18 protein-coding genes are annotated in these 26496 nt (G+C 59.8%); 6 read left to right on the top strand and 12 right to left on the bottom strand.

Annotated features, from left to right (window positions below):
- Positions 1-14 precede the first annotated feature (14 nt).
- Positions 15-1337, bottom strand: a complete 1323-nt coding sequence (locus tag ACA058_RS14235) for an MFS transporter (protein WP_497639635.1) — start codon at positions 1335-1337, stop codon at positions 15-17.
- Positions 1338-1530: 193 nt separating this feature from the next.
- Between ACA058_RS14235 and ACA058_RS14230 the strand changes: the two genes are divergently transcribed.
- From ACA058_RS14230 to ACA058_RS14220, 3 genes are all read left to right on the top strand, one after another.
- Positions 1531-3267, top strand: a complete 1737-nt coding sequence (locus ACA058_RS14230; RefSeq protein WP_497639634.1) for an IlvD/Edd family dehydratase — start codon at positions 1531-1533, stop codon at positions 3265-3267.
- Positions 3268-3472: 205 nt separating this feature from the next.
- Positions 3473-4192, top strand: a complete 720-nt coding sequence (locus ACA058_RS14225) for a FadR/GntR family transcriptional regulator (protein WP_020799307.1) — start codon at positions 3473-3475, stop codon at positions 4190-4192.
- A gap of 176 nt (positions 4193-4368) precedes the next feature.
- The gene (locus ACA058_RS14220) at positions 4369-9066 is read left to right on the top strand and encodes a dermonecrotic toxin domain-containing protein (protein WP_497639633.1); all 4698 of its coding nucleotides are present in this window, start codon (positions 4369-4371) and stop codon (positions 9064-9066) included.
- 63 nt (positions 9067-9129) lie between these two features.
- Here ACA058_RS14220 and ACA058_RS14215 read toward each other — a convergent pair whose 3' ends face one another.
- The 8 genes from ACA058_RS14215 to ACA058_RS14180 form a co-directional block, all read right to left on the bottom strand.
- The gene (locus ACA058_RS14215) at positions 9130-11514 is read right to left on the bottom strand and encodes an efflux RND transporter permease subunit (RefSeq protein WP_497639632.1); all 2385 of its coding nucleotides are present in this window, start codon (positions 11512-11514) and stop codon (positions 9130-9132) included.
- A 28-nt stretch (positions 11515-11542) separates the two neighbouring features.
- The gene (locus ACA058_RS14210; RefSeq protein ID WP_497639631.1) at positions 11543-12595 is read right to left on the bottom strand and encodes a WD40/YVTN/BNR-like repeat-containing protein; all 1053 of its coding nucleotides are present in this window, start codon (positions 12593-12595) and stop codon (positions 11543-11545) included.
- 1103 nt (positions 12596-13698) lie between these two features.
- Positions 13699-16356, bottom strand: a complete 2658-nt coding sequence (gene pepN, locus ACA058_RS14205; protein ID WP_497639630.1) for an aminopeptidase N — start codon at positions 16354-16356, stop codon at positions 13699-13701.
- A 10-nt stretch (positions 16357-16366) separates the two neighbouring features.
- Positions 16367-17197 (bottom strand): DUF2797 domain-containing protein, encoded by an 831-nt coding sequence (locus ACA058_RS14200; protein WP_497639629.1) that lies wholly within the window; start codon positions 17195-17197, stop codon positions 16367-16369.
- Entirely contained in the window at positions 17194-17454 is a 261-nt protein-coding gene (locus ACA058_RS14195) for a YeaC family protein (protein ID WP_497639628.1), read from the bottom strand. The genes ACA058_RS14200 and ACA058_RS14195 overlap by 4 nt, the downstream gene beginning before the upstream one ends.
- A gap of 34 nt (positions 17455-17488) precedes the next feature.
- Positions 17489-18358 carry a rhomboid family intramembrane serine protease gene (locus ACA058_RS14190; protein ID WP_497639627.1) on the bottom strand — a complete coding sequence of 290 codons (870 nt, stop codon included), beginning with the start codon at positions 18356-18358 and terminating at the stop codon, positions 17489-17491.
- The gene (locus ACA058_RS14185; RefSeq protein ID WP_497639626.1) at positions 18355-19326 is read right to left on the bottom strand and encodes a metallophosphoesterase; all 972 of its coding nucleotides are present in this window, start codon (positions 19324-19326) and stop codon (positions 18355-18357) included. The genes ACA058_RS14190 and ACA058_RS14185 overlap by 4 nt, the downstream gene beginning before the upstream one ends.
- Positions 19326-20216, bottom strand: coding sequence for an NAD(+) kinase (locus ACA058_RS14180; RefSeq protein ID WP_007944594.1), 891 nt, complete (start codon positions 20214-20216; stop codon positions 19326-19328). Before ACA058_RS14180 ends, ACA058_RS14185 begins: the two co-directional genes overlap by 1 nt.
- A gap of 115 nt (positions 20217-20331) precedes the next feature.
- On the opposite strand from ACA058_RS14180, the gene ACA058_RS14175 reads away from it, so the two are divergent.
- On the top strand, positions 20332-21285 hold the full coding sequence (locus tag ACA058_RS14175; protein ID WP_497639625.1) for a DUF1853 family protein: 954 nt from the start codon (positions 20332-20334) through the stop codon (positions 21283-21285).
- 183 nt (positions 21286-21468) lie between these two features.
- On the opposite strand, the gene ACA058_RS14170 is transcribed toward ACA058_RS14175, so the two are convergent.
- The gene (locus ACA058_RS14170) at positions 21469-22029 is read right to left on the bottom strand and encodes an NADPH-dependent FMN reductase (protein WP_497639624.1); all 561 of its coding nucleotides are present in this window, start codon (positions 22027-22029) and stop codon (positions 21469-21471) included.
- A gap of 182 nt (positions 22030-22211) precedes the next feature.
- Here ACA058_RS14170 and ACA058_RS14165 point away from each other — a divergent pair, with 182 nt between their 5' ends.
- The gene (locus ACA058_RS14165) at positions 22212-22448 is read left to right on the top strand and encodes a hypothetical protein (protein WP_497639623.1); all 237 of its coding nucleotides are present in this window, start codon (positions 22212-22214) and stop codon (positions 22446-22448) included.
- Positions 22449-22536: 88 nt separating this feature from the next.
- Positions 22537-23430: a LysR substrate-binding domain-containing protein gene (locus ACA058_RS14160; RefSeq protein WP_497639622.1), complete on the top strand. Its 894-nt coding sequence runs from the start codon at positions 22537-22539 to the stop codon at positions 23428-23430.
- On the opposite strand, the gene ACA058_RS14155 is transcribed toward ACA058_RS14160, so the two are convergent.
- Positions 23396-24010, bottom strand: a complete 615-nt coding sequence (locus tag ACA058_RS14155; RefSeq protein ID WP_497639621.1) for a GNAT family N-acetyltransferase — start codon at positions 24008-24010, stop codon at positions 23396-23398. The two genes, ACA058_RS14160 and ACA058_RS14155, sit on opposite strands and share 35 nt — an antisense overlap.
- Positions 24011-24024: 14 nt before the next feature.
- Positions 24025-26280, bottom strand: a complete 2256-nt coding sequence (locus tag ACA058_RS14150; protein WP_497639620.1) for an Orn/Lys/Arg family decarboxylase — start codon at positions 26278-26280, stop codon at positions 24025-24027.
- Between the last annotated feature and the right edge of the window lie 216 nt (positions 26281-26496).

Below are 26496 nucleotides of genomic sequence, written 5' to 3'. Positions count from 1 at the left end.
GGTCTGTGGTTGTGTCAGGTACGGGTGGCACCACGCGCACTGGCGGCAAATACATCCGCCGGCAACACATGCTTGCGCTCCAACAGGCGATACACCACGCCGGTCAACACCAGGCCGAACAGCATCACGCAGGACAGGAAATACAGCCCCGACGCCAGGTTGCCGGTGTACTCCTTGAGCGCGCCGATCACGAACGGGCCGATGTAGCCGCCGAGGTTGCCCACCGAGTTGATCAGGGCAATCCCCGCCGCCGCACTCGCGCCGGCAAAGAAGCGACCGGGCAAGGTCCAGAAAATCGCCGTGCAGGAAAACAGTGCGAACGCCACCAGGGAAAGCGCCGCCAGTTGCAACACCGGCACCGAGAGCCAGGCGCTGAAGAACAAGCCGATGGCTCCCAACACGTACAGCACCGCCAAGTGGCCATAACGATCATTCAATCGATCGGAGCTGCGCGGGATGATCAGCAGACCGATGATCCCGAATACATAGGGCACCGATGACACGAACCCAGTCACCAGATCGCTGCCGCCAAACTGCTTGATCAGGGTCGGCAGCCACAGGCCCAGGCCATAGATGCTCAGGGTCACCGGCAGGTAGAACAGCGCCAGCAGCAACACGCGCTTGTCCTTGAGCGCGTGCAGCGGGTTGCCGTGACGGGTCTGGCCGTACTGCTCCAGGTCTTTCTTCAGCTCGCCACTGAGCCAGTCCTTTTCCGCCTGATCCATCCATTTCACTTGTTGCGGACCATCCGGCAACCAGCGCAGCACCGGCCAGGTCAGCAGGATCGCCGGGGTGCCGATGACGATGAACAGCCACTGCCAGCCATGCAGGCCAAGCACGCCGTCCATGCCCAGCAGACCGCCGGACACCGGCCCGGTGATCATCATCGCGATGGGTTGGGACAGGATGAACAGGCCCAGGATCTTGCCGCGATGGCGCACCGGGAACCACTGGGTGATGTAGTAGAGAACGCCCGGAAAGAACCCGGCTTCCGCCGCACCGAGCAGAAAGCGCATCAGGTAGAAGCTGTTCGGCCCCTGGACGAATGCCATGCCGATGGTAATGGCGCCCCAGGTGACCATGATCCGCGCGAACCAGCGCCGCGCGCCAAAACGGTCAAGCATCAGGTTGCTGGGGATCTCCAGGAGGAAATAGCCAATGAAGAACAGCCCTGCGCCTAGCCCGTACGCCGCATCACCGAGGCCGATGTCGGCGCCCATGTGCAATTTGGCGAACCCTACTGCGGAGCGATCCACATAGGCGATCAGGTACAGCAGGATCAGGAAGGGAATCAGTTTCAGTGTGATGCGACGTATCAGCCGCAGTTCCTGGCTCATGAGATCGGTCTCCGATTGTTGTTTTTATAGAACCTCGGGAGATGCCTCTCACGGCCAACCGTCAGGGCCATCCCTCCGCTTAAAACGACTATATAGTAATACTATTTAACCAACAACACTTCCAAACAGACCAATTTGCGCTTATGTTACGTCTCAACTCGAAGAATATAGTCATACAATAAGAGAATCGATCATGTCTGATAAGAAACCCACCCTGCGCTCCGCCCAATGGTTTGGCACCGCCGACAAGAACGGCTTCATGTACCGCAGCTGGATGAAGAATCAGGGCATCGCCGACCACCAGTTCCATGGCAAGCCGATCATCGGCATCTGCAACACCTGGTCGGAACTGACCCCGTGCAACGCGCATTTCCGCCAGATCGCGGAACACGTCAAGCGCGGAGTGATCGAGGCCGGGGGCTTCCCGGTGGAATTTCCGGTGTTCTCCAACGGTGAATCCAACCTGCGCCCGACCGCCATGCTGACCCGCAACCTGGCGAGCATGGACGTGGAAGAAGCCATTCGCGGCAACCCGATCGACGGCGTGGTACTGCTGACCGGTTGTGACAAGACCACCCCGGCGTTGCTAATGGGCGCGGCCAGTTGCGACGTGCCAGCGATCGTCGTCACCGGTGGGCCCATGCTCAACGGCAAGCACAAAGGCAAGGACATCGGCTCGGGCACCGTGGTCTGGCAACTCAGCGAACAGGTCAAGGCCGGTACCATCACCATTGATGACTTCCTTGCGGCCGAGGGCGGCATGTCCCGCTCGGCCGGTACCTGCAACACCATGGGCACCGCCTCGACCATGGCCTGCATGGCCGAAGCATTGGGCACCTCCCTGCCCCACAACGCGGCGATTCCCGCCGTCGATGCCCGCCGTTATGTGTTGGCGCACATGTCCGGCATGCGTGCCGTTGAGATGGTGCGCGAAGATTTGAAGCTGTCAAAGATCCTCACCAAGGAAGCCTTCGAAAACGCCATCCGGGTCAACGCCGCCATCGGCGGTTCGACCAACGCCGTGATTCACCTCAAGGCCATCGCCGGCCGCATCGGCGTGGAGCTGGACCTGGACGACTGGACCCGCATCGGTCGCGGCATGCCGACCATCGTCGACCTGCTACCGTCCGGGCGCTTCCTGATGGAAGAGTTCTACTACGCCGGCGGCTTGCCAGCGGTATTACGCCGCCTCGGCGAAGCCAACCTGATCCCGAACCCTAACGCCTTGACCGTCAACGGCAAATCCATCGGCGAGAACACCAGGGACGCGCCGATCTATGGCGAAGACGAAGTGATCCGCACCCTCGACAACCCGATCCGCGCCGACGGCGGGATCTGCGTATTGCGCGGCAACCTGGCGCCACTGGGCGCGGTGCTCAAGCCCTCCGCCGCCAGCGCAGCGCTGATGCAGCACCGGGGGCGTGCGGTGGTGTTCGAGAACTTCGACATGTACAAGGCGCGGATCAACGATCCGGAACTGGACGTGGATGCCAACTCGATCCTGGTCATGAAAAATTGCGGGCCGAAGGGTTATCCGGGCATGGCCGAAGTCGGCAACATGGGCTTGCCGGCCAAGCTGCTGGCCCAGGGCGTGACCGACATGGTGCGCATTTCCGATGCGCGCATGAGCGGTACCGCGTATGGCACCGTGGTGCTGCACGTGGCACCGGAAGCCGCTGCCGGCGGTCCGTTGGCGGCGGTGAAGGAAGGCGACTGGATCGAGCTCGACTGCGCCAGTGGCCGTCTGCATCTGGACATCCCGGATGCCGAACTGGCAGCGCGCATGGCTGACCTGCAACCACCACAACAATTGCTGGTGGGCGGGTATCGTCAGCTGTACATCGACCACGTCCTGCAGGCGGATCAAGGCTGCGACTTCGACTTCCTGGTTGGCTGCCGAGGGGCTGAAGTACCACGTCACTCTCACTAACCCCACCATCCTCCACCCTGATCGTTCCCACGCTCTGCGTGGGAATGCAGCCCGGGACGCTCTGCGTCCCATCCAGAGCCGAACGCGGAGCGTCCGTTGAGGCATTCCTTTGCTGCGCGTGGGAACGATCATCACCCACCTCAAGATTACGCCGCGCCTGTTATCATGCGCGGCATCTCCATCGCACAGGACCGCGCCGTTCCCCATGGATTACCGCAAACCCTCCGACCGCAAAAGCATGCACTCGCGCATCGTCCAGGAACTGGGCATGCAGATCGTCTCGGGACGTTTCCTGCCGGACGACAAACTGCCCGCCGAAGCCCTGCTCTGCGAGGAATATGCCGTCAGCCGGCCGGTGTTGCGCGAAGCCACCCGTGTCCTGGTCGCCAAGGGCCTGGTGTATTCCCGTCCGCGGGTCGGCACGGTGGTCAAGCCGCGCAAGGAATGGCACATGCTCGACCCGGACGTTCTGCATTGGCTGATGCAAAGCAGCCCGCAGAACCAGTTCTTTGACCTGCTGACCAGTGTGCGCAGCATCATCGAACCGGCCGCCGCCGCCCTCGCTGCGCAGTTCGCCACCGACGCAGACATCGCCGCCATTGGTGAAGCCTACCAACGCATGGAGGCCGCGCCGACACCCGAAGCCTTGCTGCAACCGGACCTGGATTTCCACAGCCGTATTGCCGACGCCACCCACAACGACTTGCTGGCCAACTTGTGCAATATGCTATCGGTGGCGATTGCCGAAGCGTTGAAGCATTCCAACCAGCGCCCGAACCTGCATGAACTGGCGTTGCCTCGGCACAAGGCGATTCTCACGGCGATTGAAAACCGCGATGCGCTGGGTGCTCGTCATGCGACGCTGGTGCAACTGGACGATGCGCGCAGTGCGCTGAATGTTGTGCTGGGCAGCGATCCGTCATAACCCCGGCGCAAAACTCAGGAAATAAAAAAGCCGCGACCCGGGTTGCGGCTTTTTCGTTTGTGACCTGAAGGCATCCCCTAGTCCATCGAATCGATCGATGTGCGGTATCCGGCTACCGCACATTCAAACTGGCCGCTCCTTATGTTGTGAAATTCACTCATGCAAAGGATTGCATCATGCCGACATCTGCCTCACCGCCCGCCCCTGCAGACTACACCGACATCATCGCGCGTGCGGTCCACACCCGATTCAACACCCGGCCGACATTACGCTCGCAAACCGCTCGCATGCTCAAGGACAGCATTCTGGAAAAATACCCGCAACTGACGTTCGACCCTGACCGAACCAAAGTTGCCCAGCCGATCCCGGATGGGGCCTGGCGGCTGACGCTGCTGCTGGACGTGGTGCTCGACTACCTGGCCAGCGGTGCATTCCCTGATCTTGGCGAGCAATTCGGTCGCCACTGCTTTTTGACCAACCGTGCTCCCGCACAACTCACAGTCGCCAACACGACATCGAACCTGCCCGACCTGCAAGTGATCGCGCAGGCCATTCGCGAACTACCCGACATTCTCTATATCGGCGCCCAGGAATCATTGACAGCCTGCTGGAACGAAAAAGACCAAACCGGCGTCAGCCGCTGGCGATGGCTGGGGGATCTGCTCGCCGGCGTGTTGAAAACATCCGCGACGCGCCTCGCGGCGAGCAATTCGGAACAGGCCGGGATTCTGTTGGAGTTGGCCCGCCAACCCGACAACCGGGAACGTCTTCAGCGACCTTGGGCCAAAGGTGCTATTGAAGCCTGCACGCTTCAACTCACGATGAGCAGAGGCAACGTGTCTGTCACGCTGCAGACGCCGGATATCCTGGTGATTTGCGGCGATACCCATTTGTTGTGCAGTGTGGCCGGCAACATCGAGTCGTTCCCGTCCCTGCAAGCCTTCAGTGCTGCATGGGACGCGCGGCTTCAGCAGGACTTCATGGCTGATTCCATTACCTGGAAACGTTTTGCACCGGACGGCAACATCTTTGATACCCAGGCGGCCCTGTTACTGAATCAGCAACTGCAAGACCTGAAGTCGCTCAAACTGCCTGCACGCCAAAACCTGGCTGACCTTGAACAACGTTTTGACGCGATCACCGATGTCGCCGCACGGTTTATCGGCAGCGACAATCACCTGACGCACCTTCAATCCCTGCTGGCTGAGACTCCCGAGTGGTTGCAGGGCGCGGGCAGCACTGATCGTATGGCGTGGCGCAAACACACGTTGTCGATGGCCAGTGTCAAACAGCAGACACAGGGGCGCTCGTTGCGCGACGACATCGTTGACCTTCGCACGTTCGCCAGAAATGCGCTGCATGAGCAAATGCTCAAAGACCAGCCTTTGGCGCCCGGCTACAAGTCCGACGAACTGGAACTGACCTTTCATGTGCCTGTCGGCGACTTGGGCAGTGGCTACCTCGAACCTGTCCAACTGTCATTGACCGATCTGGCGATCAAAAATCTCGCAGGCAAACCCAAAGGCCGGATGACCATCCGCCACACCGAGAACCAGCTGATTGAAGACTGGACCACCGAGGCCTATTTGCTGGATCTGGTGAGTCGGGTCGATGTTGGAAAACATTACCCCGAATACATCCAGGCGCAACTGCTTGGGAACAGTCCCGAGGCCAAGGAGCGTCTGCGACTCTTCGGTCTGGAACTGAGCATACATTTACCGCTGCGCGCCCTTGAGCACTCGATCAAAGGTGAGCACGGCTTCACCCTTTTGGGCTATCGATATGTCGATGCATTGTTCCAGCCGTTGGCTGCCGAACGGATCGTCGAGGAGCAGTCAATCGTCATCAGGCCCTTGGCGTTTCGACGCAAGGCCGGGGCCGCGTGTGATGTGGTCAGTAACATGTTCATCATCGAGCCGAAAGACCTGAAGGCGGGCGGCCCGCATATTCTTTACCGACCGCTGTACCCGGAACCCCTGCACCAATACCCCAGCCGTCAGGACTTGCTCAATGCCATTGCCCAAGCCGGCCCGTTGCAAACCAGTGTGCTGACCTGGCTGCCGGATCGCGCACGGCCAATCTACGACAACAACGGGTTCACCGAACCCCACATCGTCCACTTCCATGCCGGCGACGAATTCACACCGCCGCAAAAGCCGCAGCCGGCTATTCTGGTCGGCGACGAAGCGGCCGGTGAATGGCTCACCGCGCTGGACGATGGTCAATTGCTGGCCAGTCTGTTCGTCAGCAACGCACGCACACTGGTCGAACTGGCGGACCGGCAATCCGTGTCGAATGCCGAGAGCCGTTGGGCAATCATCCTTGAGGGTGGCTGGCTGGTGTTCAACAACGTGATTCTGCCGCTGTTACGCGGCCCTGCCATGGTGGTGGGCTGGATGCTGCAAATCGCCCACAGCCTGGTCAACGATCTTCCAGCGCTGGACAGTGATGACCCGAGCGCGCGGAACCAGGCATGGATCGATGCGCTGTTGAACATTGGCCTGCTGGTTCTGCATGTTGCCCGAGAGGAAGGGGCCCCGGCACTTTCCGACAGTGCTGCAACGGCAGTTCCTGATGCCCTCGCCTCCTTGCGTCGTCCTTCACAGACATTTTCATGGCCCACCGAATCGACCGTCACCCAGGACACTCCGGGCCTGCCCTCCGAGCCGCCGGGCAGTGGCAATACCCTGCTGGACTTCAACCTGTCGAACGCTCGCGATTCGGCATCGGCTCGGCTGTTCAACACGCTACGGGAGGTTCGGGTGCCATGGCCGACACCTCTGCCAGCGCCCATCACAGCCGGTGCCTTGAAAGGTTTGTACCTGATCGGCAACCAATGGCACGCCACCGTCGCCGGCCTGCTGTTTCGCGTCAATATCGTGCCCGGGTTCGGCGAGGTGTATCTGATCCACCCCGAGCATCCGGATCATCCGGGAATCAAGCTCAAGACCAATGGTGCTGGCCGTTGGAGTCTGGATCAAGGGCTGAAACTGCAGGGCGGCGGGCGCAATGCGCGAATCAACGCCCAGCGCGAAATGACTCGACAGCGCATCAGCCTGCTGGAACTGAATCGTCAGCAGTTCGTGGACCAGCAAGCTCGGGTGCAGAAGCGTGTCGACATTGCCGAGAACCTGATGCAGTTGAAAAGGAACGACTCCACCAGCACAGAGCTCGACCGTGCCACGTACAGGCAACGCTTCGTCGATGAGCTGGAGAAACAGACCGAAAGCTACGCCACGCTGCTGGCCGAGATCAGGGAGTTGAGCGAACTGACCAAGTCTGATCCAGATCCTGTGCAGTTGTGCAGTTTGTCGGAAAACCTCATCAACAATACTCGCAAACGGATCGTCATCACTGACTGGGAGCGCGAAGCTGTCGATCAAATGTATGAAGACTTGAGAGGTGGCATCAGGCATTTGCATGACGCAATAATCAGCGAAGGTGACGTGGTACTTGATCGCTACTTTCAACTCATGCGCAAAACCGCCGAAATCAACGAAACCATGATCAAGCTTCTTGAGCAAGTCGAGAGTCGACTGCAGGAGCTCAAGCAGGTCCCTCGCATGGGGATGGAGTACTGGAAGCGACTGACCGGCAACAGGCCCGAAGATGAAATAACGGCACTGCGAGTCAAGAGCTACCAGCTGAGTATCTTGCGTCTGCTCAGTCTCAAGGCCCTCGGAAGCAACACCATGGGTGTGCTCGAACACACCCTCAGCCCGCTGCTATTGCTGTCTCGCTCCCATGCCGAACTGCAAACGGAGCACGCCTACACCAACGGCGACCGGATTGCCGTACTGGAAAACCTGGTCGATCAGTACAACAAGGCACAGGACGGTCTGGAGACGATAAACATATTCAGCTCAGATGAAGTGCAGACACATCCCTTCAATCGTCTGCGCGAGCTTATTGATCAGTTGCGTGTCGATGCCGAGCAGCGTCTCGCGCAAGCACTTCAACTCGAGCCACAACCCGAGGAGCCGCCAGCTTCCGCATCTGCACCCAGGCCACCGGCCCAACACCCTCACCCATGGCACAGTCGCAAGCGGGTGATCAAAACCACCAAGGGCACGTTGATCGGCGATCTTCGCCAACGAGTTGCCAACCAGGGAGGGGACATCGTCGACATCAACAGCCCTTTCGAAGTAAAGCCACTGGCTTCATTTCACGAACACGAGCCCAATGTCTGGGTAGAAGTTGTCGATATCAGGCCCGTAACGCCCAAGGCCCCACGCCCCTATCAGCAGGTCAAGGGCGATGCTCGCAAGGCGTTGGCCGATGTCGATAAAAACGTGCAGAAGATCGACGGTTACGCGAAACGCGCCAGTTCTCCCAAGGAAATCGAAGAGCAATTGCAACGTGAGGCACAAAAACTGACCGGGTACGCCGATAGCCTGGAACAGCACGACAGCCCTCCCGCCAACCGTGATCCCGACGTTTCGCTAATTGACGGGCTTCGGGACAAGGCGCGCGTGCTCGACACCAAGGCCACCGAACTGCGCACCCGCATGACCCTCGCCAGACCACCCAGTAGCGAGGGCGTGGACTACCTGCTGCGACGCAATGCAATTTTTGCCCGCATCATCGGCAACCGGGTTCAGCTGAAAACCGGGCGGCGTGACTTCATGCAAGAGTACGTCTTATTGAATGAGGACAATCAACCCTGGTGGTACGCGCATTTTCACTATGCCACCGGGGAAGATGCCAAGGCCGACTACACCCAGGCCCATCTGAAAACCAGGGAACAACGCTTCGAGACCTATGAGTCGGCGATGGCCAAGGCCAAAGACCCGAAACAGAAAATCGACATTCATCATGGAATCATCAGCAAGGCGCTGGCGAGTGGCGTTTTTCTACCGTTACTACCACGCTGAGTTGTTCAATCGTCCATAAAAAAGCCGCAACCCAGGTTGCGGCTTTCTTGTTCTACCTGCGGTTTAGTGAGCGAACAACGAATTGCCCTTCTGCCCCGCCAGCTTCTCCGGCTTGATCAGGAACCGCGCCAGTGCCGGCAGCAGCCACAGCGCACCGAACATGTTCCACAGCAGCATGAAGGTCAGCATCAGGCCCATGTCGGCCTGGAACTTGATGGCCGAGAAGATCCAGGTGCACACGCCGATCGCCAGGCACAGGCCGGTGAACAGCACGGCCTTACCGGTGGATTTCAGCGTCTGGTAGTACGCCTCTTGCAACGGCAAGCCAGCACGCAGGAAGCTTTCCAGGCGGCTGTAGATGTAAATGCCGTAGTCCACGCCAATTCCCACACCCAGCGCTACGACCGGCAGGGTCGCGACTTTCACGCCGATGCCCATGAAGGCCATCAGGGCGTTGCCCAGCACCGACGTCAGCACCAGCGGCAGCACGATGCACAAGGTCGCCGCCCAGGAACGGAAGGTGATCATGCACATGACCGCGACGCAGATGTACACCAGGATCAGGATGGTCAGTTCGGACTTCTTGATCACTTCGTTGGTGGCCGCCTCGATCCCCGCGTTACCGGCTGCCAGGATGAACTCCAGGTTTTCGGTGTTGTTTTCCTTGGCGAACTCCTGCACCGCATGCACTGCACGATCCAGGGTTTCGGCCTTGTGATCGTTGAGGAACACCAGGACCGGTGCCAATGAACAGCTGTTGTTGTACAGGCCATCGGCGCGGGCGATGGAGTTGTTCAGCACGTCCGGATTACGCGACAGCGTCTCCCATTTCAGGTTGCCCTCGTTCATGCCCTTGATCATTTGCTTGGACACGGTGACCAGGGAAATCGCCGACTGCACGCCCTCGGTGTTCTGCATCTTCCACATCAGCTCGTCGATCGGCGCCATGGCTTCGTAGCGCGAGCAGCCTTCGGACTTGGTCTTGACCATCACCACCAACACGTCGGAACTGGTGGAGTAATTGCTGATGATGAAGTTGTTGTCCTTGTTGTAGCGCGAGTCTGGACGCAGTTCCGGAGCGCCCTGATCCAGGTCACCGATTTTCAGGTTCTGGCTGTACCAGAGACCACCGCCAAAGGCGACCAGCGCCAGGAGAATGGAAACCGGTGCAACCTTCGCGCTGGCAAAGTTCGACAGCAGGCGCCAGAACGGGTGCTCGCGAGTCGCATCCTTCTTGCTGCGGGCCACGGCGCGCTTGCTGATGCCGACGTAGGAAATCGCCACCGGCAACAGGATCAGGTTGGTGAACACGATCACTGCCACACCGATGGAAGCACCGATGGCCAGCTCGCGGATCACACCGATATCGATGATCAGCAGCGTGATGAAGCCCACCGCATCGGCGAGGATCGCGATCATCCCCGGCAGGAACAGTTGGCGGAACGTGCGTCGCGCCGCAGTCAGGGCGTTTTCCGCCTCGCTGGATTGCAGGGCAATGCCGTTGATCTTTTGCACGCCGTGGGAAATACCGATGGCGAAGATCAGGAACGGTACCAGCATCGAGTACGGATCGAGCCCGAAGCCGAAAAAGTGCATCAACCCCAGCTGCCATACCACCGCCACCAGCGTCGTGCTCAACACGGCGACGGTACTGCGCAGGCAGTTGGTGAACCACAGCAAGAGAATCAGGGTGATGACGAAGGCAATTCCGAAAAACATCACCACCATCACCAGGCCGTCGATCAGGTCGCCGACTTTCTTGGCGAAACCGACGATGTGGATCTTCACGTTGGGATTCTGTTTCTCAAACTTGTCGCGGATCTTTTCTTCCAGCTCGTGGGAGAACTTGCGATAGTCCAGCGCCAGCAACTTGCCCTGGTCCTGTGGGTCCGGATAGGACTCCAGCAGCGGGATGTCGACGATGCTCGACTTGAAGTCGTTGGCCACCAGCCGCCCGACCTGCCCGGACTTGAGCACGTTGTTACGCAACAGGTCGAGACTTTGCTGGGAGCCGTTGTAGCTCTGCGGGATCACTTCACCGCCAGCAAAGCCCTCCTCCGTCACTTCGGTCCAGCGTACGCTAGGGCTCCACAGCGACTTGAGGCCGGATCGGTCAACGCCAGAGATGTAGAACACCTCGTCGTTGATCTGCCGCAACGTCTCCATGTACTCCTTGGAGAAGATGTCGCCGTCGGTGGCTTCCACGGAAATCCGTACGGTGTTGCCCAGGTTCGCCAGATCGTTGCGGTGCTCCATCATCTTTTGAATGAACGGATGCTCGAGCGGGATCATTTTTTCGAAGCTGGTGGACGGGCGGATAAGCGTTGCCTGCCAGAACAGGAAAACACTGACCAACAGACAGATGAAGATTACTGCCGGGCGGTTATTGAAGATCAGGCGTTCAAGAAACGTCGCCTTGTCCTGATGATGTGTGCTTAAGGAATTCATAGCTGCGCCTTCTTATTATTAACCTGGCTCATTTGCCCAGCTCAGCGCCGTTTGGCGAAGTGGCGCGAACGCCGCCCTGTCCAGCCAGAATCAGATTGCCGTTCCCCGCGGCGACTACCGATGAGAGCGAGATACGATCCCGACGGTTGAAGACGCTGAAGGTTTCACCGTTGTCGCTGCTGCTGATCACCGAACCGCCGTTGCCGACGATCACGATGGAACCATCATCGAGCAATGTACCGCCGGACAGACCGAATTCCAGGTCACCGCGTTCAGCCTTGAGCTCGACCTGTTCCCAGGTGCTGCCGAAATCCGTGGAGCGGTAAAGATTGCCGCGCAGGCCATACGCCAACAGCGTGTTGGCTTGCGCAGTGCCGATCACACCGAACAGCGAACCCTCATACGGACCTTCGAGTTTTTCCCAGGTCTGGCCCCAATCGGCCGAGCGGAACATGCTGCCCTGCTCGCCAACGATAAACAGGCCGGCATCCTTGACTGCGGTGATGGCGTTGAGGTGGAACTGGTCTTCGTTGTCCAGGCGATCGCTGACGTCTTCCCAGTTTTTCCCGCCGTCGGTGGTTGCCATCAACGCACCATAGGCGCCCACGGCAAAGCCGCTGTTGGCATCCTGGAACCAGACGTCGAGCAGCGGCGATTCGCGTTTCAGATCTTCGAATTGCTTGGTCCAGGTGATACCGCCGTCCTCACTGGCGAGGATCTGCGCGTCATGACCAACGGCCCAGCCGTGTTTGTCATCGACAAAGAACACCGAGGTCAGCAGCTGCCGGGTTGGCACCTTGGCCTGGGTCCAGGTCGAACCCTGGTCATCGGAATACAGAATGTGCCCGCGATCCCCGACCGCCACCAGGCGCTTGCCGGCGTGCACGACATCGAGAACCAGGCTTTTGCTGGCCTTGGCCGATTCAACGGAATAAACGACGTCGGATGCCAGCGCGTCAGCGGCCAGCACCGGTGCCGACCACACGGCACAGCCCAACAGCGAGAGCGCTGTAGCCAGCAACGCGAACTTGCGCAATGCCGGCGGGCGGCAGATACCCACACCCATGACAGGCTCACTCATAGACCTTCCCCCTTTATTATTGTTAGGTCGTTCAACCTTTCAGGGCGCCGAAAGGGGTATTCGCGGGATGACCTGTTTAAAGCATAGTCCTGAAACCCGCAATCCAGAGCCCCTTCGGAAGCTGGCTTATCCTATAGAGGTTTTTGAAGGGCTGACAATCGGCGGCACGTTATGTTTTGTTAACCGGAGGGGGATGTGGTTTTTCTGAATGATTGGGTATTAGGTGGGGTGATTGCGGGGTTGGCGGTTGGTGGTTGGTGTACATATCCGTTTCTTCGGTAACGGCCACTTAGGGTTTCGCTTTTACAGCGAGTCACTTGGAAGAGCCCCAAGTAACCAAGGGCTCTTGCCCCTGGCGTTCGGTGCCTCGCTAGGGCTCGGCATGCCCTCGCTCCGGTCCTGCTCCGTGGGCCCGCCGCGATGGGGCAAGAAAATCAAAAGCCAAAGCAACAACAAAAGCGAGGCGGCCTGACAGCCGACCTGATTGCAGGTCTGTCCGCGATCCAATTGTGGGAGCGAGCCGGCTCCGGGCGGCGTTCCGACGATGAACGTCCAGACAACGCGTGCATCCAGACAGCCAACGTTATCGTTGACGTCCATCGCGAGCAGGCTCGCTCCTACAGGGGGACGAGTGCATCCACAAAAATCAGGTCGGCTGACAAGCTGCCATCGCAGGCAACCCTTGCTCCAACAAAAACAGTTTGGCGCACACCCGCTCCTCACCACTCATCAGGCCGAGCGTTAGCTCGCCTTCAGCTTTTGATTTTGATCCACCCGCCCCTTCGGGAGGCTGAGCGGAGGTGTTCATCCGGGGAGTGGCGCGCAGCGCCGTTCGACGCAGTCGAACACGCTGCATGTAGGTGCAGCGAAGCCAACCGGAGGGCAGTGTCCCCGAATGGATACCGGAGCGAAGGAACCCCGAGCCCCAGCGAGGGGCCGGACGCTGGGGCAAGACTTTTTGGTTCCTTTTGTGGCGTTTGACAAAAGGGACTCGCCGTAAGGGTGAAACCATAAGTCGCCGTTACCGCAGCAATGGATATGTACTCAATCAACCAAGAACCTGGTCGGCCCAAAGGCCGCCAAGTCCAAGACCAAACCGAGGATCAAGCCAGACTCTTGCTGACCACCTCAAACACATCACTCGACAATTGCCCCGAAGCCCGAATCCGCTCCAGCTCCCCTTTCATCAACGCCTGTCGCGCATCATCGTACTTGCGCCAGCGCGTCAAAGGCGCCAACTGCCGGGAAGCAATCTGCGGATTGAAGCCGTTCAACTCGATCACCAGATCCGCCAGGAAGCGATACCCGGATCCATCCGCCGCATGGAAGTTGATCAGGTTCTGCCCGGCGAACGCGCCGATAAGTGCCCGCACCTTGTTCGGGTTCTTGATGTTGAACGCCGGGTGCTGCATCAATGCCTTGACCCGATCCAGACCACCCGGCAGCACACTGCCGGCCTGGACGCTGAACCACTGATCCATGACCAACGGGTTGTCCTTGAAGTGCTCGGCGAAGCTGGCCAGGGCCTTGGCTTTCTGCTGTTCGAACGGCGAGTTGACCAACACGGCGAGCGCGGTCAGGCGTTCGGTCATGTTGTCGCAGGCATCGAACTGTTCCAGCGTCGCTGCCAGCACTTCGGGTTTGCCGCTGAGCATCAGGTACGACAGCGCGATGTTTTGCAATGCACGACGGGCGAAATGCTCGGCTTCGGCCACGTACGAGGTCTGCTTCGACAGGTCGCGGTTGGCCTGGTAACGCAGCCACAAACCTTCGAACAACGCATCGGCCAGTTGCCTGCGGGCAAACTCGCGGGCGGTGTGAATCGCCTCGACATCGGCCACTTCGCTGATTTCAGTCAGGTACGCTTCGCTTGGTAGCGACAGCATTTCGGCGACCATCGCCTGATCGAGCGTCTCGTCGGACAGCACGGTAAGCAAGGCCGAAACCAGACGCTGATCCAGCACCAGCGCTTCGCCCTTCTGCTGCTGGGCGATCAGTTCCTGCAGCACCTGCACCGACAGTTGCTGACCGGCATCCCAACGATTGAAGCCGTCGCTGTCGTGCTGCATCAGGAACATCAATTGGTCGCGGTTGTACGGGAAACTCAGTTTCACCGGGGCCGAGAAACCACGCAGCAACGAAGGCAGCGGCTGTGCAGCGATGTCGACGAAGGTGAACGTCTGCTCGGCTTCAGTCACCGAGATCACTCGAGAAGTACCTTGCGCCGACGCTTCACCGGCAAGACGCAGGGCAACTTCACCGCCCTTGCTATCGAGCAGACCGAGTTCGACCGGAATCACGAACGGCAGTTTTTCAACCTTGTCCGGGGTTGGCGGGCAGCTCTGGCGGAAGGTCAGGCTGTAGGTTTTCGCCGCCGCGTCAAAGGACTCGCTCACCGCCAAACGAGGTGTACCCGCCTGGCTGTACCAGCGCTTGAACTGGGTCAGGTCGACGCCATTGGCATCTTCCATGGCCTTGATGAAGTCATCGCAGGTCACGGCCTGGCCGTCATGGCGCTCGAAATACAGGTCGCTGCCTTTACGGAAGCCTTCGGCGCCGAGCAGGGTGTGGATCATGCCGACCACTTCCGAACCCTTTTCGTACACGGTCAGGGTGTAGAAGTTGGAGATCTCGATGAAGCTGTCCGGACGTACCGCGTGAGCCATGGGACCTGCGTCTTCGGCAAACTGGTGCGTACGCAGGTAGGCGACGTCCTGGATGCGCTTGACCGTCGCCGAGTTCATGTCGGCGGAGAAGCCGGAATCGCGGAACACGGTGAAACCTTCCTTGAGCGACAACTGGAACCAGTCGCGGCAGGTCACGCGGTTGCCCGACCAGTTATGGAAGTATTCGTGGGCAACGATGGCCTCGACCCGCTGGTGCGCGGCGTCGGTGGCGGTTTCGGCCTTCGCCAGCACGGCGCTGGAGTTGAAGATGTTGAGCCCCTTGTTCTCCATGGCGCCCATGTTGAAGTCGTTCACGGCAACGATCATGAAGATGTCCAGGTCGTACTCGCGACCGTAGACCTCTTCATCCCAGCGCATGGACTTCTTCAGGCTGTTCATGGCGTGCTGGCACTTGTCGATGTTTTCCGGCTCGACGTAAATGCGCAGCGCCACCGTGCGCTCGGTCATGGTGGTGAAGGTGTCTTCGACGCACCACAGGTCGCCGGCCACCAGGGCGAACAGGTACGCCGGCTTCTTGAACGGGTCTTCCCAGGTCGCCCAGTGCCGGCCTTCTTCGCCGGGACCCGAGGCAATCGGGTTACCGTTGGACAGCAGCACCGGATAGCTGTGCTGCTCGGCGACGACCGTGGTGGTGAACGTGCTCATCACGTCCGGGCGGTCGAGGTAATAGGTGATCTTGCGAAAGCCTTCGGCCTCGCACTGGGTGCAGAACATCGTGCCGGATTTGTACAGGCCTTCCAGCGCGGTGTTGGTTTCCGGGTGGATCCTGACGCTGGTATCGACCGTGAACGTGGTGCTGGTCGGCTGCAGGGTCAAATGATTCTCGGTCAGTTGGTAGTCAGCGATGCCCAGCTCACGGTCGGCCAGGGTCACCGACAGCAATTCCAGCTGCTGACCATCCAGCACCAGCGGCGGCAAACCCGGGCCGCGCTCGGGGTTGCGGCGCATCACCAGTTGCGCATGGACCAGGCTATGGTCCTCGAACAACTCGAAGGTCAGGTGCGTTTCGTCAATCAGGTACTCGGGCGCCTGATAGTCCTTGAGGTAGATCATCTTCGGTTGTTCGGTGCGCATGCTGGAGTCCTTAACTATGCACGGCGAGCTGATAAGCCGTGTATTTACGAATGTTGATCACGCCGGTATCGAAGATCAGGTATTGGCCCTTGATCCCCATCAGCGTGCCTTCGGCAATCGGATTCTTGTCCAGGTTGAAGCTGACGATTTTCGCCGGATACTGCTCGACCGGAAAGCGGATTTCGAGCGGTTCGACGTCGGCAATCGTCTGGATCGCTTGTAGGCCGAATCGTTCCTGCAAACCTTGCAGGCCCTCGGCGCAACTGTCGAACAACTGGTCACGGATCTGCGGCAAATCCACCGACACCGCGTCACCCTTGAGCAAGGCACGCCAATTGGTCTTGTCGGCGACCTGACTGCGCAACAGGTCTTCGACGAAGCCTGATTGCTGGCGAGTCGCGACACGCATGATCGGCAACGCCTGGCTGGCGCCCTGGTCGATCCAGCGGGTCGGCAACTGGGTGGCGCGGGTAATCCCGACTTTCACCCCGGAGGAATTCGACAGGTACACAATGTGATCAGTCATGCAGAACGTCTGGCCCCACTCCGGTTCCCGGCAGGTGCCGGCGTCGAAATGGCAGCGTTCCGGGCTCATGATGCACACGTCACACTGGGCCAGTTTGGTCATGCACGGGTAGCAGTAACCCTGGCTGAAACTGGTTTTGGTCTTGCGTCCGCAATGGGTGCAGTGGATCGCCCCCAGGTATTCCAGGCGCACCGTGGTGCCGATCAACGGATTGACCGGAACCTCGACGTCGCCCAGGCGAAATGCGTATTGCACGTTCGGCCCGTCCAGGCGCGCCGACATTTTACTGATTGCACCGCGGCCAATCTCGATCAATGGATGGCATCCGACTTGAACAGGATATTGGGCACTTGAATCGACTTGGAGCTGCATTCCTGCGGCCCCATGTAGCCAGTACGCTCGTCTTCGGGCAAGTTCTTGTTTTCCCAGGCGATCATCGCTTGCAACGAAAGTTCGCGTTGTTCAGCGGTGAGCTTGCCACCGTCAGACCATTTACCGATCTCCACCGCCAGTTTCAGGCTCTGGTAGATATCCGGGGTGATGTTCTTGATCATTTCGTTAAAAGAGGACATTGGGTCTCCGCGCTCTTTGAATCACATAACAGTTTTAGGCGGCCAGTTTACGGCGGTTGTACAAACCACCCAACAAACCGGTCAAGCATCCGACGAGCAACCCGCCGACGTGGGCCGCGTTGGCAATTTCTCCGAAGCCAATCATCGAGACCAACCCGGACAGGCACAACAGCAGCCATATCAGCATCATCGCCAACACCCCACGGGGCAGGCGATAGGCGCTGTTCGGCGACAGAATCTGAAAAATCCAGCAGTGCCCGAGCAGGCCGTACAGCACCCCGGACAACCCGCCGAACAGGGTCGGGCCGCTGAAAACAAACTGGGCATAGTTGGACACGAGGCTGAACAACAGAGTCAGGCCGATGAGGTTGACACTGCCCTGGCGTGACTCGATACGTCGCCCCAGCTCCCAATACCACATGCCGTTCATGGCCAGGTGCAGGAAGCCGAAGTGAATCAGCATCGGTGTCACCAGGCGCCACCACTGCCCCGCCGCCAAGCTGTCGGCCAATGGCACGAAATGGATGTACTCGCCGACCACGCGAAAATCGAGAAACGTCAGCCAGCGCAGGGTGCTCAGGTTATCGCCCAGCAGCGTCAGCGCGCCGACGACCAGGCTCAGCAACAGCACCATTGCCGTGGCTTTGCCATGGCGAAGCTGCTCGGCGAAGTTCGGCCGGCGAATTGGCTGCGCCTCCGGAATGTCGAGTTTCTGATCCGGATCGCCCTCGGGAAAGCGTTCGTACAACACGCGCACGTCGTCGCTGATGTTCGCCGGCACCCACAGCACCTGCTCGCCCGCTTCCTCGCTGACCCGATGCGGCACCTGCATGCGTTGCAGCAATTTGACGAACCCGCTCAAATCCACCGCCAGCGGCAGGCGCAAGACTGCGACCCTGCTCATTGCAACACCTCCGGTCGCTCGACATCGACCCAGACAAACTTGTGCGGATCGAGCCGGGTTTCCTGGTCCAGCCGATAGGCCACCAGTTTTCCGTAGAGCACCGCACTGTAATCCAGGCACGCCAGGTTCGGACGAATCGGTGCCGGTTTGCCGCTGCGCCAGTAATGGCCGACGAACAGCAACGGCTCGTCAATGCCGTAGCGCAACAAGGTGTTTTTCTCGGTTGACGACAGTGGCGTTTGGGCCACCGGGTCGGGCAAGGCGTCTGGCTGGAACACGATGTCTCCGTAGGTTTGCGGGTCGTCTTCCCAGAATTTCGTGCGAAAGAACGAGCGTGTCAGACCATCCCCGCTGGTCATGGTCAAGCCGTGGGGCAGGCGCATGTCGGTGCCACGCAGCAGCCGGTCGAACACGGTGCAGGCGAAACTGCCGGGCATGGCCGAAGCCTGGAGGAAGTGCTCGTCGACGCAGCCGTTGGGGAACAATGCCCGCAGCGGTTCGATCAACCCGGCGTCCCAACAGGCATGCACCACCCGGAAACGTCCAGCATCGACGAACAGCGGCAGTTCATAGAACCACTGCTGGAAGTCATGCCAGTCCGCCGGATGGTTTTCGAACTGGGTCAGGGTCTCGTGCAGCAGGCGCGCATGGCGCGGGGTGTGTTCGCGTACGAACTGCTTGCCGCTGCCAGGCAGTGCCGGGGTGCCCCAGCCCAGGGCGTTGAACTCATGGTTACCCATGATGCACAGCGCCTGGCCGGCCTCGACCATGTCGTGGACGATGTGCAGCGCCTCGCGAATCCGTGGTCCGCGGTCAATGATGTCGCCGACGAACACCGCCATGCGCGAGGCATGGCGCCAGACGCCAGCTTGCTTGTGATAACCGAGCCGGTCGAGCAAGTGCTCAAGGGTCAGAGCGCAACCGTGCACGTCACCGATCAGGTCGTAGCTACGCGCGGGATCGAGCATCAGTCGCCTCCACCACCCAACCTGCTGCCCCAGCCGAGCTTGGTCCGGCACACTTCATAGTAGTTGTGGTCGAGCGGGTGGATCAGCCGCAACTTCTGGGCTTTCTTGCTGATGGTGATGGTGTCGCCGGGCGCACAGGTGAAGTGGTTCTGCCCGTCACACGAGACTTGCGGGTAAATCTGCATATCCTTGGACACGACGATTTTCAGCTCACTGTTGCCATCGACCACAATCGGCCTGCCTGACAAGGTATGGGGGTACATCGGCACAATCACAATAGCGTCGAGCTTGGGATGCATGATCGGTCCCCCGGCAGAGAGCGCATAGGCCGTGGAGCCGGTGGGTGTGGCGACGATCAGGCCGTCGGCCTTCTGGCTGCAGACGAACTGGCCGTCGATGTACAGTTCGAACTCGATCATGCGTGTCGATTTGCCGGGGTGCAGCACCACATCGTTCAGTGCATCGCCCTGGCCAATGGCTTCGGCGTGGCGGCGGACTTCAGCTTGTAACAGGAAGCGGTTTTCCACCAGATAGTGGCCATCAAGCACTTCGGCGACCTTGATTTCCAGTTCATCGGGGCGGATGTCGGTGAGAAACCCCAGGCTGCCCCGGTTGATGCCGAGCACCGGAATATTGTGTTTGGCCAGCGCACGGGCCGCGCCAAGCAGACTGCCATCACCGCCCACCACAATGACCATGTCACAGACTTCACCGAGCATTTTGCGCGACGAGGTTTGCAAACCGTGGCCCGGCAGGACTTCGGCAATGGTGTCTTCGAGGATCACGTGCAGGTGACGATCGAGCAGAAAACGTTTCAGTCGGCGGACGGTATCCAGCACCTGGGAACTGCCCAGGCGACCGATGATGCCGATATTGCGAAATTGCTCCATGGGGCTCCTAACGAAGGGCAGCGACGGTGAAAAGCAGGATTATGGGCGAAAGCGCGACATAGACAAAATCCTTTCAGCCTCAAGGTGTACTCCCGATTCGGGCTATGCTCGCAAGATGATCCTATTTCCAGATTTGCTGCAGTTACCCCACCAGTTGCGCCACCCCGAAGTGCGCGACCTGGCGTGGGTCATCCTCGCCCCGCCGATGCTCAGCGCCACGCCGTGGCCGCAACGTCATCCGCTGGCCGGCAGCGACTGGGTGCAAGCCCCGGAACACCTGGAACACTGGCTGCGAAAACTCGACCGGGACAGCTACGGTTTGTTGCACTGGCTGGCCCAGGCCCGCACCCGACGCCTGGGTCTGTATTATGAACGTCTTTGGCAGTTCGCCGTGCAGCATGCGCCCGGTATCGAGTTGATGGCCGCCAACATGCCGATCCGCCGCGAAGGTCACACCCTGGGCGAGCTTGACATGCTGCTGCGCGATCGCGACGGCGTGCATCACCTGGAACTGGCGATCAAGCTTTACCTCGGCCCGCAGAACGGCGATGGCCACGACACCGCGCAGTGGCTCGGTCCGGGTTGCCACGATCGGCTGGACCGCAAACTGGCCCACCTGAGCCAGCATCAATTGCCGATTTCCGCGCGTCCGGAGAGTCGCGAAGTGCTGGCGGCCCTGGATATCCGCCAGTTCAGCGCGCATTTGTGGCTGGGTGGTTATTTGCTCTATCCATGGCCGGGGCTGGCTGCATCGCCCAGTGGCGCACATCCACAGCACTTGCGTGGACGCTGGCTGCATCAAAAGGACTGGACGGAGTTTTTCGCGCAGAGTCCGCCCGGCCGCTGGCAACCCCTCCCCCGCCATGCCTGGCTGGCACCGGCGCACTACCCCGCGGAGCAGACCTGGGGCGCTGAACAGTTGAAGGCCTGGCTGAGCGATCTGGAGCCTCTGGCGCCAGCGCAATTGCTGGTGCGCCTGACGGAAAATGCTCACGGCGACTGGGAGGAAGCGGAACGGTTGTTTCTGGTGGCGGATCTTTGGCCGAATGTGCCGGGGCAAGGTTCCTAAAAGATCGTCCGAACGCGGCCCGAGCCTTCGGACGATCTTTTGATCTTGACCTTAAATGCACAACCGAATCACATGCCCCTCAACCGGCGCGACCTTCCTGCGGCGGCGCAAACCGCCGCATGGTTGTCGGAAATGGAAACAATGATCTGTAGCCGACTGGCCAACGGTTCGTAATCCGAAGCATCAAAGCTTTTTGTGCTGTTCGACCCACTTCCCGTAGGCATCGATGAACTTCTGCAAGAACGGCCTGACTGATTCGGACAGGTTGCCCGCCTCGTCGAACGCGGAACCGGCGCCACTCAGGTAAGCCTCCGGCTGCTGCATCAACGGCACATCGAGAAACACCATGGACTGGCGCAAGTGGTGGTTCGCACCGAATCCACCCACCGCACCCGGCGAAACACTGATCACCGCACCTGGTTTGCCACTCCAGGCACTCTTGCCATAGGGGCGCGAACCAACGTCGATGGCGTTTTTCATCGGAGCAGGCACCGAACGGTTGTATTCCGGGGTAACGAACAGCACTGCGTCGGATGTACTGACTTGTTGTCGGAAACTACTGTAGGCTGCCGGCGGTGAGGCACCATCGATGTCTTCGTTGTAGAGTGGCAGATCACCGATTTCGACGATGCGGAGCTTAAGGTTGGCCGGCGCCAAATCCGCCAGCGCGAGGGCGACCTTGCGGTTGATCGATGCTTTACGCAGGCTGCCGACCACTACGGCGACGTTATAGACATTGCTCATGGAAGACGCTCGATTGTCCGTGGGAGGAGCCTGTAGTTATAGATGATCAGGCGACGGTCCAACCAGTGAACACAGGTATATCTGCGTCCTGATTATTTTTTTTACGTAGAAAAACTTACCGTGCTCGGTGGCGGTCTATCCAACCGCACATTGAGTGATTTATCTCCAGAGGTTTTAAGCAGATGGCAGCAGTACTCGTCGGTCAGTTCCATGCAAGAGACGCGGAAGGCCGCATTTATTCCGTACATGAGTTCCAGGAATCCACCCCGCCGGCAGACGGCTTCGCAGGCGCGACGCCCGTCACCACGTACAAGCTGGCCATTGGCGATCGCGTGAACAAGCTCGATGAAAACGAATTCATGCTGGTGCAATCGGGCGTGACCATCATCCGTGAACCGGTAACGAACATCGTTTCATAACCGATCGTTATGAGCAGAAGTCATATGCGCAGACTTGGGTTAGGATTCAGTCACTGACTCCTTCACCTGCTGAACATGGACTTCACGCATGCGCTTACGCCATATCGAAGTGATCCAGGCGCTCCTGCAGACCGGTCACCTGGGCACCGCCGCCGAATGGCTGCAGTTGCCGGTGGCCGAAGTCGAACGCATTTTGCGCGACGCCGAGGATCAGTTGGGTTTCATGCTGTTCTCCAGCGTTCGCGGACGCTTGCAGGCCACGCGTGAGGCGCGGGAGTTGCAGGTCGAAATCACCCGCGTCTACGATGCGCTCGAACCGGTGCAGCGCCTGGCGAGCAGCCTCCGGCAATACCTGGCTGCGCCGTTACGCATCATCTGCACCCCGCCCCTGGCCCAGCAATTGTTGCCGCAAAGCATCGCAGCGCTGCGCCGACGCCTGCCCGACGCGCCTTGTACACTCCTGAGCCAACCCACCCGCGAGATCGTCCGAAGCCTGCTGCTGCGTGAAAGCGATCTGGGCCTGAGCCTGCATGATCCCGATCACGCCGATATTCATTGTCAGCCAATCGCCCAAGGCAAGCTGCAGCTGCTCGCCCCCCACGGCTGGCTGCAACCCAAGCAGAAGTACATCTCGCTGCAGGAACTGGCCGGTCAGGCGATGGTGGGCCTTGAAGGCCATGACCCACTCAGCCCGGCGCTTGAAAACAAACTGCATGCGCTGCGGCCGGCGCCAGTCATACAGACCCGGGTGCAAACTCACCAGATGATGCGCAGCATGGTCGAGGCCGGTGAAGGCTTGGCCATTGTCGACCCCTTCACCGCCCTCGGCGCCAAATCGACCGGGATCGATGCCTGCCCGCTGGCACCGGCCGTGCCGGTCACTCTCTACGCCCTGACGCTGAAGAACGGCGAGCCCTCGCCTGCGCTTCAGGCTTTGCTGGCGATCATCACGGAACATGCCGCGGCGATGTTGGCGAACTGATTGGATTTTCCAGCGGGTTGTCGAACAATCGGTACCAGAACAGCGCCACTTCGGCGGTATTGGGGTCAATACCCCGATACCGCAGATGGTCGATGCCGCCGATCACGTAGCCGCAACGCTCGTAAAGCCGACAGGCTCCCAGGTTGTTGTTCTGGGTTTCCAGCATGACGCCGGGCAGTTTCTTCTTGCGACTCCAGAACTGCGCCACATCCAGCAACGCCTTGGCCACACCGTGTCGCCTGGCCGGTGCATGCACCGCCAACTCATCGATATGGGCAAAACCGTTCCAGTTGGTGCTGATCACCAGGTGACCAACAGGTTCGTCATCCAGGTACGCCATGAAAATCGCACTGTCGGCGGCATCGCGAAAGCTGCTGAACTCTTCCGGATCGATGCCATAGCACTTGCGATAAGGGGTGATTGGCGTGACTCGCCACTGCTCCACCGGCTGGCCTATTTCGGCAGCACCGTAGGCGGCGACTTCAAAACTGAAATTACTGCCCCATATATAAGCGGCAAAGCCCTCGTCGGCCACGCGCACCGACAGCCCTGGGTAATTTGGATTCATGACCGGTTGCATACTGGGAAAGGTCCTCATTCCTTGATGCAATCGACGGTGTAGTGCCGTCCATTGCCCTCGTCTTCGTGTTGCAATCCGTGCACATCAGCGACGAAACCCGGGAAGCTGCTGTCGAACGTGCGAGCAAATGCCAGGTAGTCGATGATCGAGCGGGTCGCCTCGGTAAAACGTTCGCCGGGCATGATCAACGGAATGCCCGGCGGGTACGGCACCAGCATTACGGCAGCGATACGCCCGTCGAGCGCATCGATCGACACCGCTTCGACTTCGCCACGCACCAGATGATCATAGGCGTGCGCCGGCTTCATGGCGATTTGCGGGAGTACCGTGTACATCCGCTTGAGATGTTTGGCCGTGGCATTACTGCGATAACAGGCGTGCAACTGATCGCACAGGTCACGCAAGCCCATGCCCTGATAGCGCTCGCAGTGCTGCTGAGCCACGCAAGGCAGGCAGCTGGCCAGATTGACGTTGGCGTCGTAGCTGCGCTTGAACTCCAGTAACTCGGTCAACAGCGTGCTCCACTTGCCCTTGGTGATGCCCATCGAGAACAATACCAGGAACGAATACAGCCCGGTCTTTTCGACCACCAACCCGCGTTCCCAGAGAAACTTGCTGACCACGGCCGCGGGGATTCCGCGCTCGCTGAGCGCGCCGCCTGCGGTCAGGCCCGGCATCACCAGGCTGACCTTGATCGGATCGAGCAAGACATAATCGTCGCTCACCTCGCCAAAGCCGTGCCAATCATCCCCCGGTTGCAACAGCCAGTCCTTGGTCACAACCCGGTCGATGCCTTCCACCGACGGCGGCTGCCAGATGGAAAACCACCAATCGTCGGCGGCGATATGCTGACGCAGATTGGCCAGCGCCCGACGAAAGCTCAGGGCTTCGTCGAACATTTCCTGCAACAGCGAACGCCCGGCCCCGCCCTCCATCATCGCCGACGCCACATCCAGCGAAGCGATGATGCCGTACTGCGGCGACGTGGAGATGTGCATCATGAAAGCTTCGTTGAAACGATCGCGGTCCAGCTGCCGGGCGCCCCCGTCCTGCACATGAATCATCGACGCCTGGCTGAAAGCCGCCAGCAGTTTGTGCGTGGAATGGGTGGTGAACACCAGCGGACTGTCTTCACCGCGAGACGTGCCCATGCCGTAGCGCCCGGCAAAAAACTCATGGAACGCCGCGTAGGCGTACCAGGCCTCGTCAAAGTGCAAGACCTCGACACTGTTGCCCAACTGCTGCTTGATCAGCTCGGCGTTGTAGCAAAGGCCGTCGTACGTCGAATTGGTCACCACTGCCAGCTTGACCTTCGGCGCCCGGCCCTTGGTCAACGGACTGGCGTCGATCTTGGCCTGGATCGATTCGCGGCTGAACTCACTCAGCGGAATCGGCCCGATGATCCCCAGTTCATTGCGTTCCGGGCATAGGTACAACGGGATGGCACCGGTCATGATGATCGAGTGCAACACCGATTTGTGGCAATTGCGGTCCACCAGCACCAGATCGTCGCGAGCGACCATGGAGTGCCAGACAATCTTGTTCGCCGTCGAGGTGCCGTTGATCACGAAGAAGGTGTGATCGGCGCCAAAGTTACGAGCCGCACGCGCCTCCGCCTCTGCCAGGGGCCCGGTGTGATCCAGTAGCGAGCCAAGTTCCGGTACCGAGACCGACAAATCCGAACGCAGGGTGTTTTCCCCGAAAAACTGGTGGAACGCCTGCCCCACCGGGCTCTTGTGATACGCCACCCCACCACCGTGACCGGGTGTGTGCCAGGAATAGTTGGAGTCGGCGGTGTGTTGCACCAGCGCCTTGAAGAACGGCGGCAGCAGGCCATCCAGATACTTGCGCGCGGCCCGCGCCACCTGGCGTGCGAGGAACGGCACGGTGTCTTCGAACAGGTAGAGAATGCCGCGCAACTGATTGAGCTCGGCCATGGCATCGGCGGGTGCGTTTTCCAGAGTCACTTGCTCGCCCAGGGCGAAGATGGGCAGATCCGGCGCGCGCACTCGCGCCAGCCCGATCAACTCGGCCATATTCTGTAACAAATGCGAATGGGCACTGGCGTCTTCCGCCGCAATCAGCATGCACGAGAGGCCGTGATGAGTCGAAGCGACCAGCCGGCCTTCGGTGTAATCCATCGCCGAGACGATACTGAAACCTTCCTGCTCCAGTTCCCGGGCGATACCCCGCACGCGATCGCCGGCGACGGTGTCGGCCTTGATGTCGCGATGGACGATCAGGACCGGGAATTTCAGATCTTTATACATGGGGCTCAGTGTCCTGAGGCGACAGGCCAGAGACTGCCAATCACCTCAGGGTAGAGGGTTGGAGTGGTTGTGGCGAGTGCGACGCCCCAAATTGGGTCAGTCAGCGCACGGATTTGTGACCACTGATTGCGAACTGTAGGAGCATGGCTTGCCCGCGATAGCGTCCGTAAAATCGCCATCGCGGGCAAGTCGGATCGCCGCACCGCATGCTCCTAC

Source organism: Pseudomonas sp. LBUM1649, from assembly GCF_059716155.1.
The sequence above is the reverse complement of the archived record's forward strand: the minus strand, read 5'-3'. Positions and strand labels throughout refer to the sequence as shown.

What these genes read in the sequence shown, in the direction of transcription:
- ACA058_RS14195 (WP_497639628.1), bottom strand. Translation starts at nt 17,454, where the DNA reads ATGTCCTCTTTTAACGAAATGATCAAGAACATCACCCCGGATATCTAC.
- ACA058_RS14170 (WP_497639624.1), bottom strand. Translation starts at nt 22,029, where the DNA reads ATGAGCAATGTCTATAACGTCGCCGTAGTGGTCGGCAGCCTGCGTAAA.
- ACA058_RS14185 (WP_497639626.1), bottom strand. Translation starts at nt 19,326, where the DNA reads ATGCTCGATCCCGCGCGTAGCTACGACCTGATCGGTGACGTGCACGGT.
- pepN (WP_497639630.1), bottom strand. Translation starts at nt 16,356, where the DNA reads ATGCGCACCGAACAACCGAAGATGATCTACCTCAAGGACTATCAGGCG.
- ACA058_RS14160 (WP_497639622.1), top strand. Translation starts at nt 22,537, where the DNA reads ATGCGCTTACGCCATATCGAAGTGATCCAGGCGCTCCTGCAGACCGGT.
- ACA058_RS14190 (WP_497639627.1), bottom strand. Translation starts at nt 18,358, where the DNA reads ATGAGCAGGGTCGCAGTCTTGCGCCTGCCGCTGGCGGTGGATTTGAGC.
- ACA058_RS14220 (WP_497639633.1), top strand. Translation starts at nt 4,369, where the DNA reads ATGCCGACATCTGCCTCACCGCCCGCCCCTGCAGACTACACCGACATC.
- ACA058_RS14155 (WP_497639621.1), bottom strand. Translation starts at nt 24,010, where the DNA reads ATGCAACCGGTCATGAATCCAAATTACCCAGGGCTGTCGGTGCGCGTG.
- ACA058_RS14165 (WP_497639623.1), top strand. Translation starts at nt 22,212, where the DNA reads ATGGCAGCAGTACTCGTCGGTCAGTTCCATGCAAGAGACGCGGAAGGC.
- ACA058_RS14175 (WP_497639625.1), top strand. Translation starts at nt 20,332, where the DNA reads ATGATCCTATTTCCAGATTTGCTGCAGTTACCCCACCAGTTGCGCCAC.
- ACA058_RS14210 (WP_497639631.1), bottom strand. Translation starts at nt 12,595, where the DNA reads ATGAGTGAGCCTGTCATGGGTGTGGGTATCTGCCGCCCGCCGGCATTG.
- ACA058_RS14225 (WP_020799307.1), top strand. Translation starts at nt 3,473, where the DNA reads ATGGATTACCGCAAACCCTCCGACCGCAAAAGCATGCACTCGCGCATC.
- ACA058_RS14150 (WP_497639620.1), bottom strand. Translation starts at nt 26,280, where the DNA reads ATGTATAAAGATCTGAAATTCCCGGTCCTGATCGTCCATCGCGACATC.
- ACA058_RS14230 (WP_497639634.1), top strand. Translation starts at nt 1,531, where the DNA reads ATGTCTGATAAGAAACCCACCCTGCGCTCCGCCCAATGGTTTGGCACC.
- ACA058_RS14180 (WP_007944594.1), bottom strand. Translation starts at nt 20,216, where the DNA reads ATGGAGCAATTTCGCAATATCGGCATCATCGGTCGCCTGGGCAGTTCC.
- ACA058_RS14215 (WP_497639632.1), bottom strand. Translation starts at nt 11,514, where the DNA reads ATGAATTCCTTAAGCACACATCATCAGGACAAGGCGACGTTTCTTGAA.
- ACA058_RS14235 (WP_497639635.1), bottom strand. Translation starts at nt 1,337, where the DNA reads ATGAGCCAGGAACTGCGGCTGATACGTCGCATCACACTGAAACTGATT.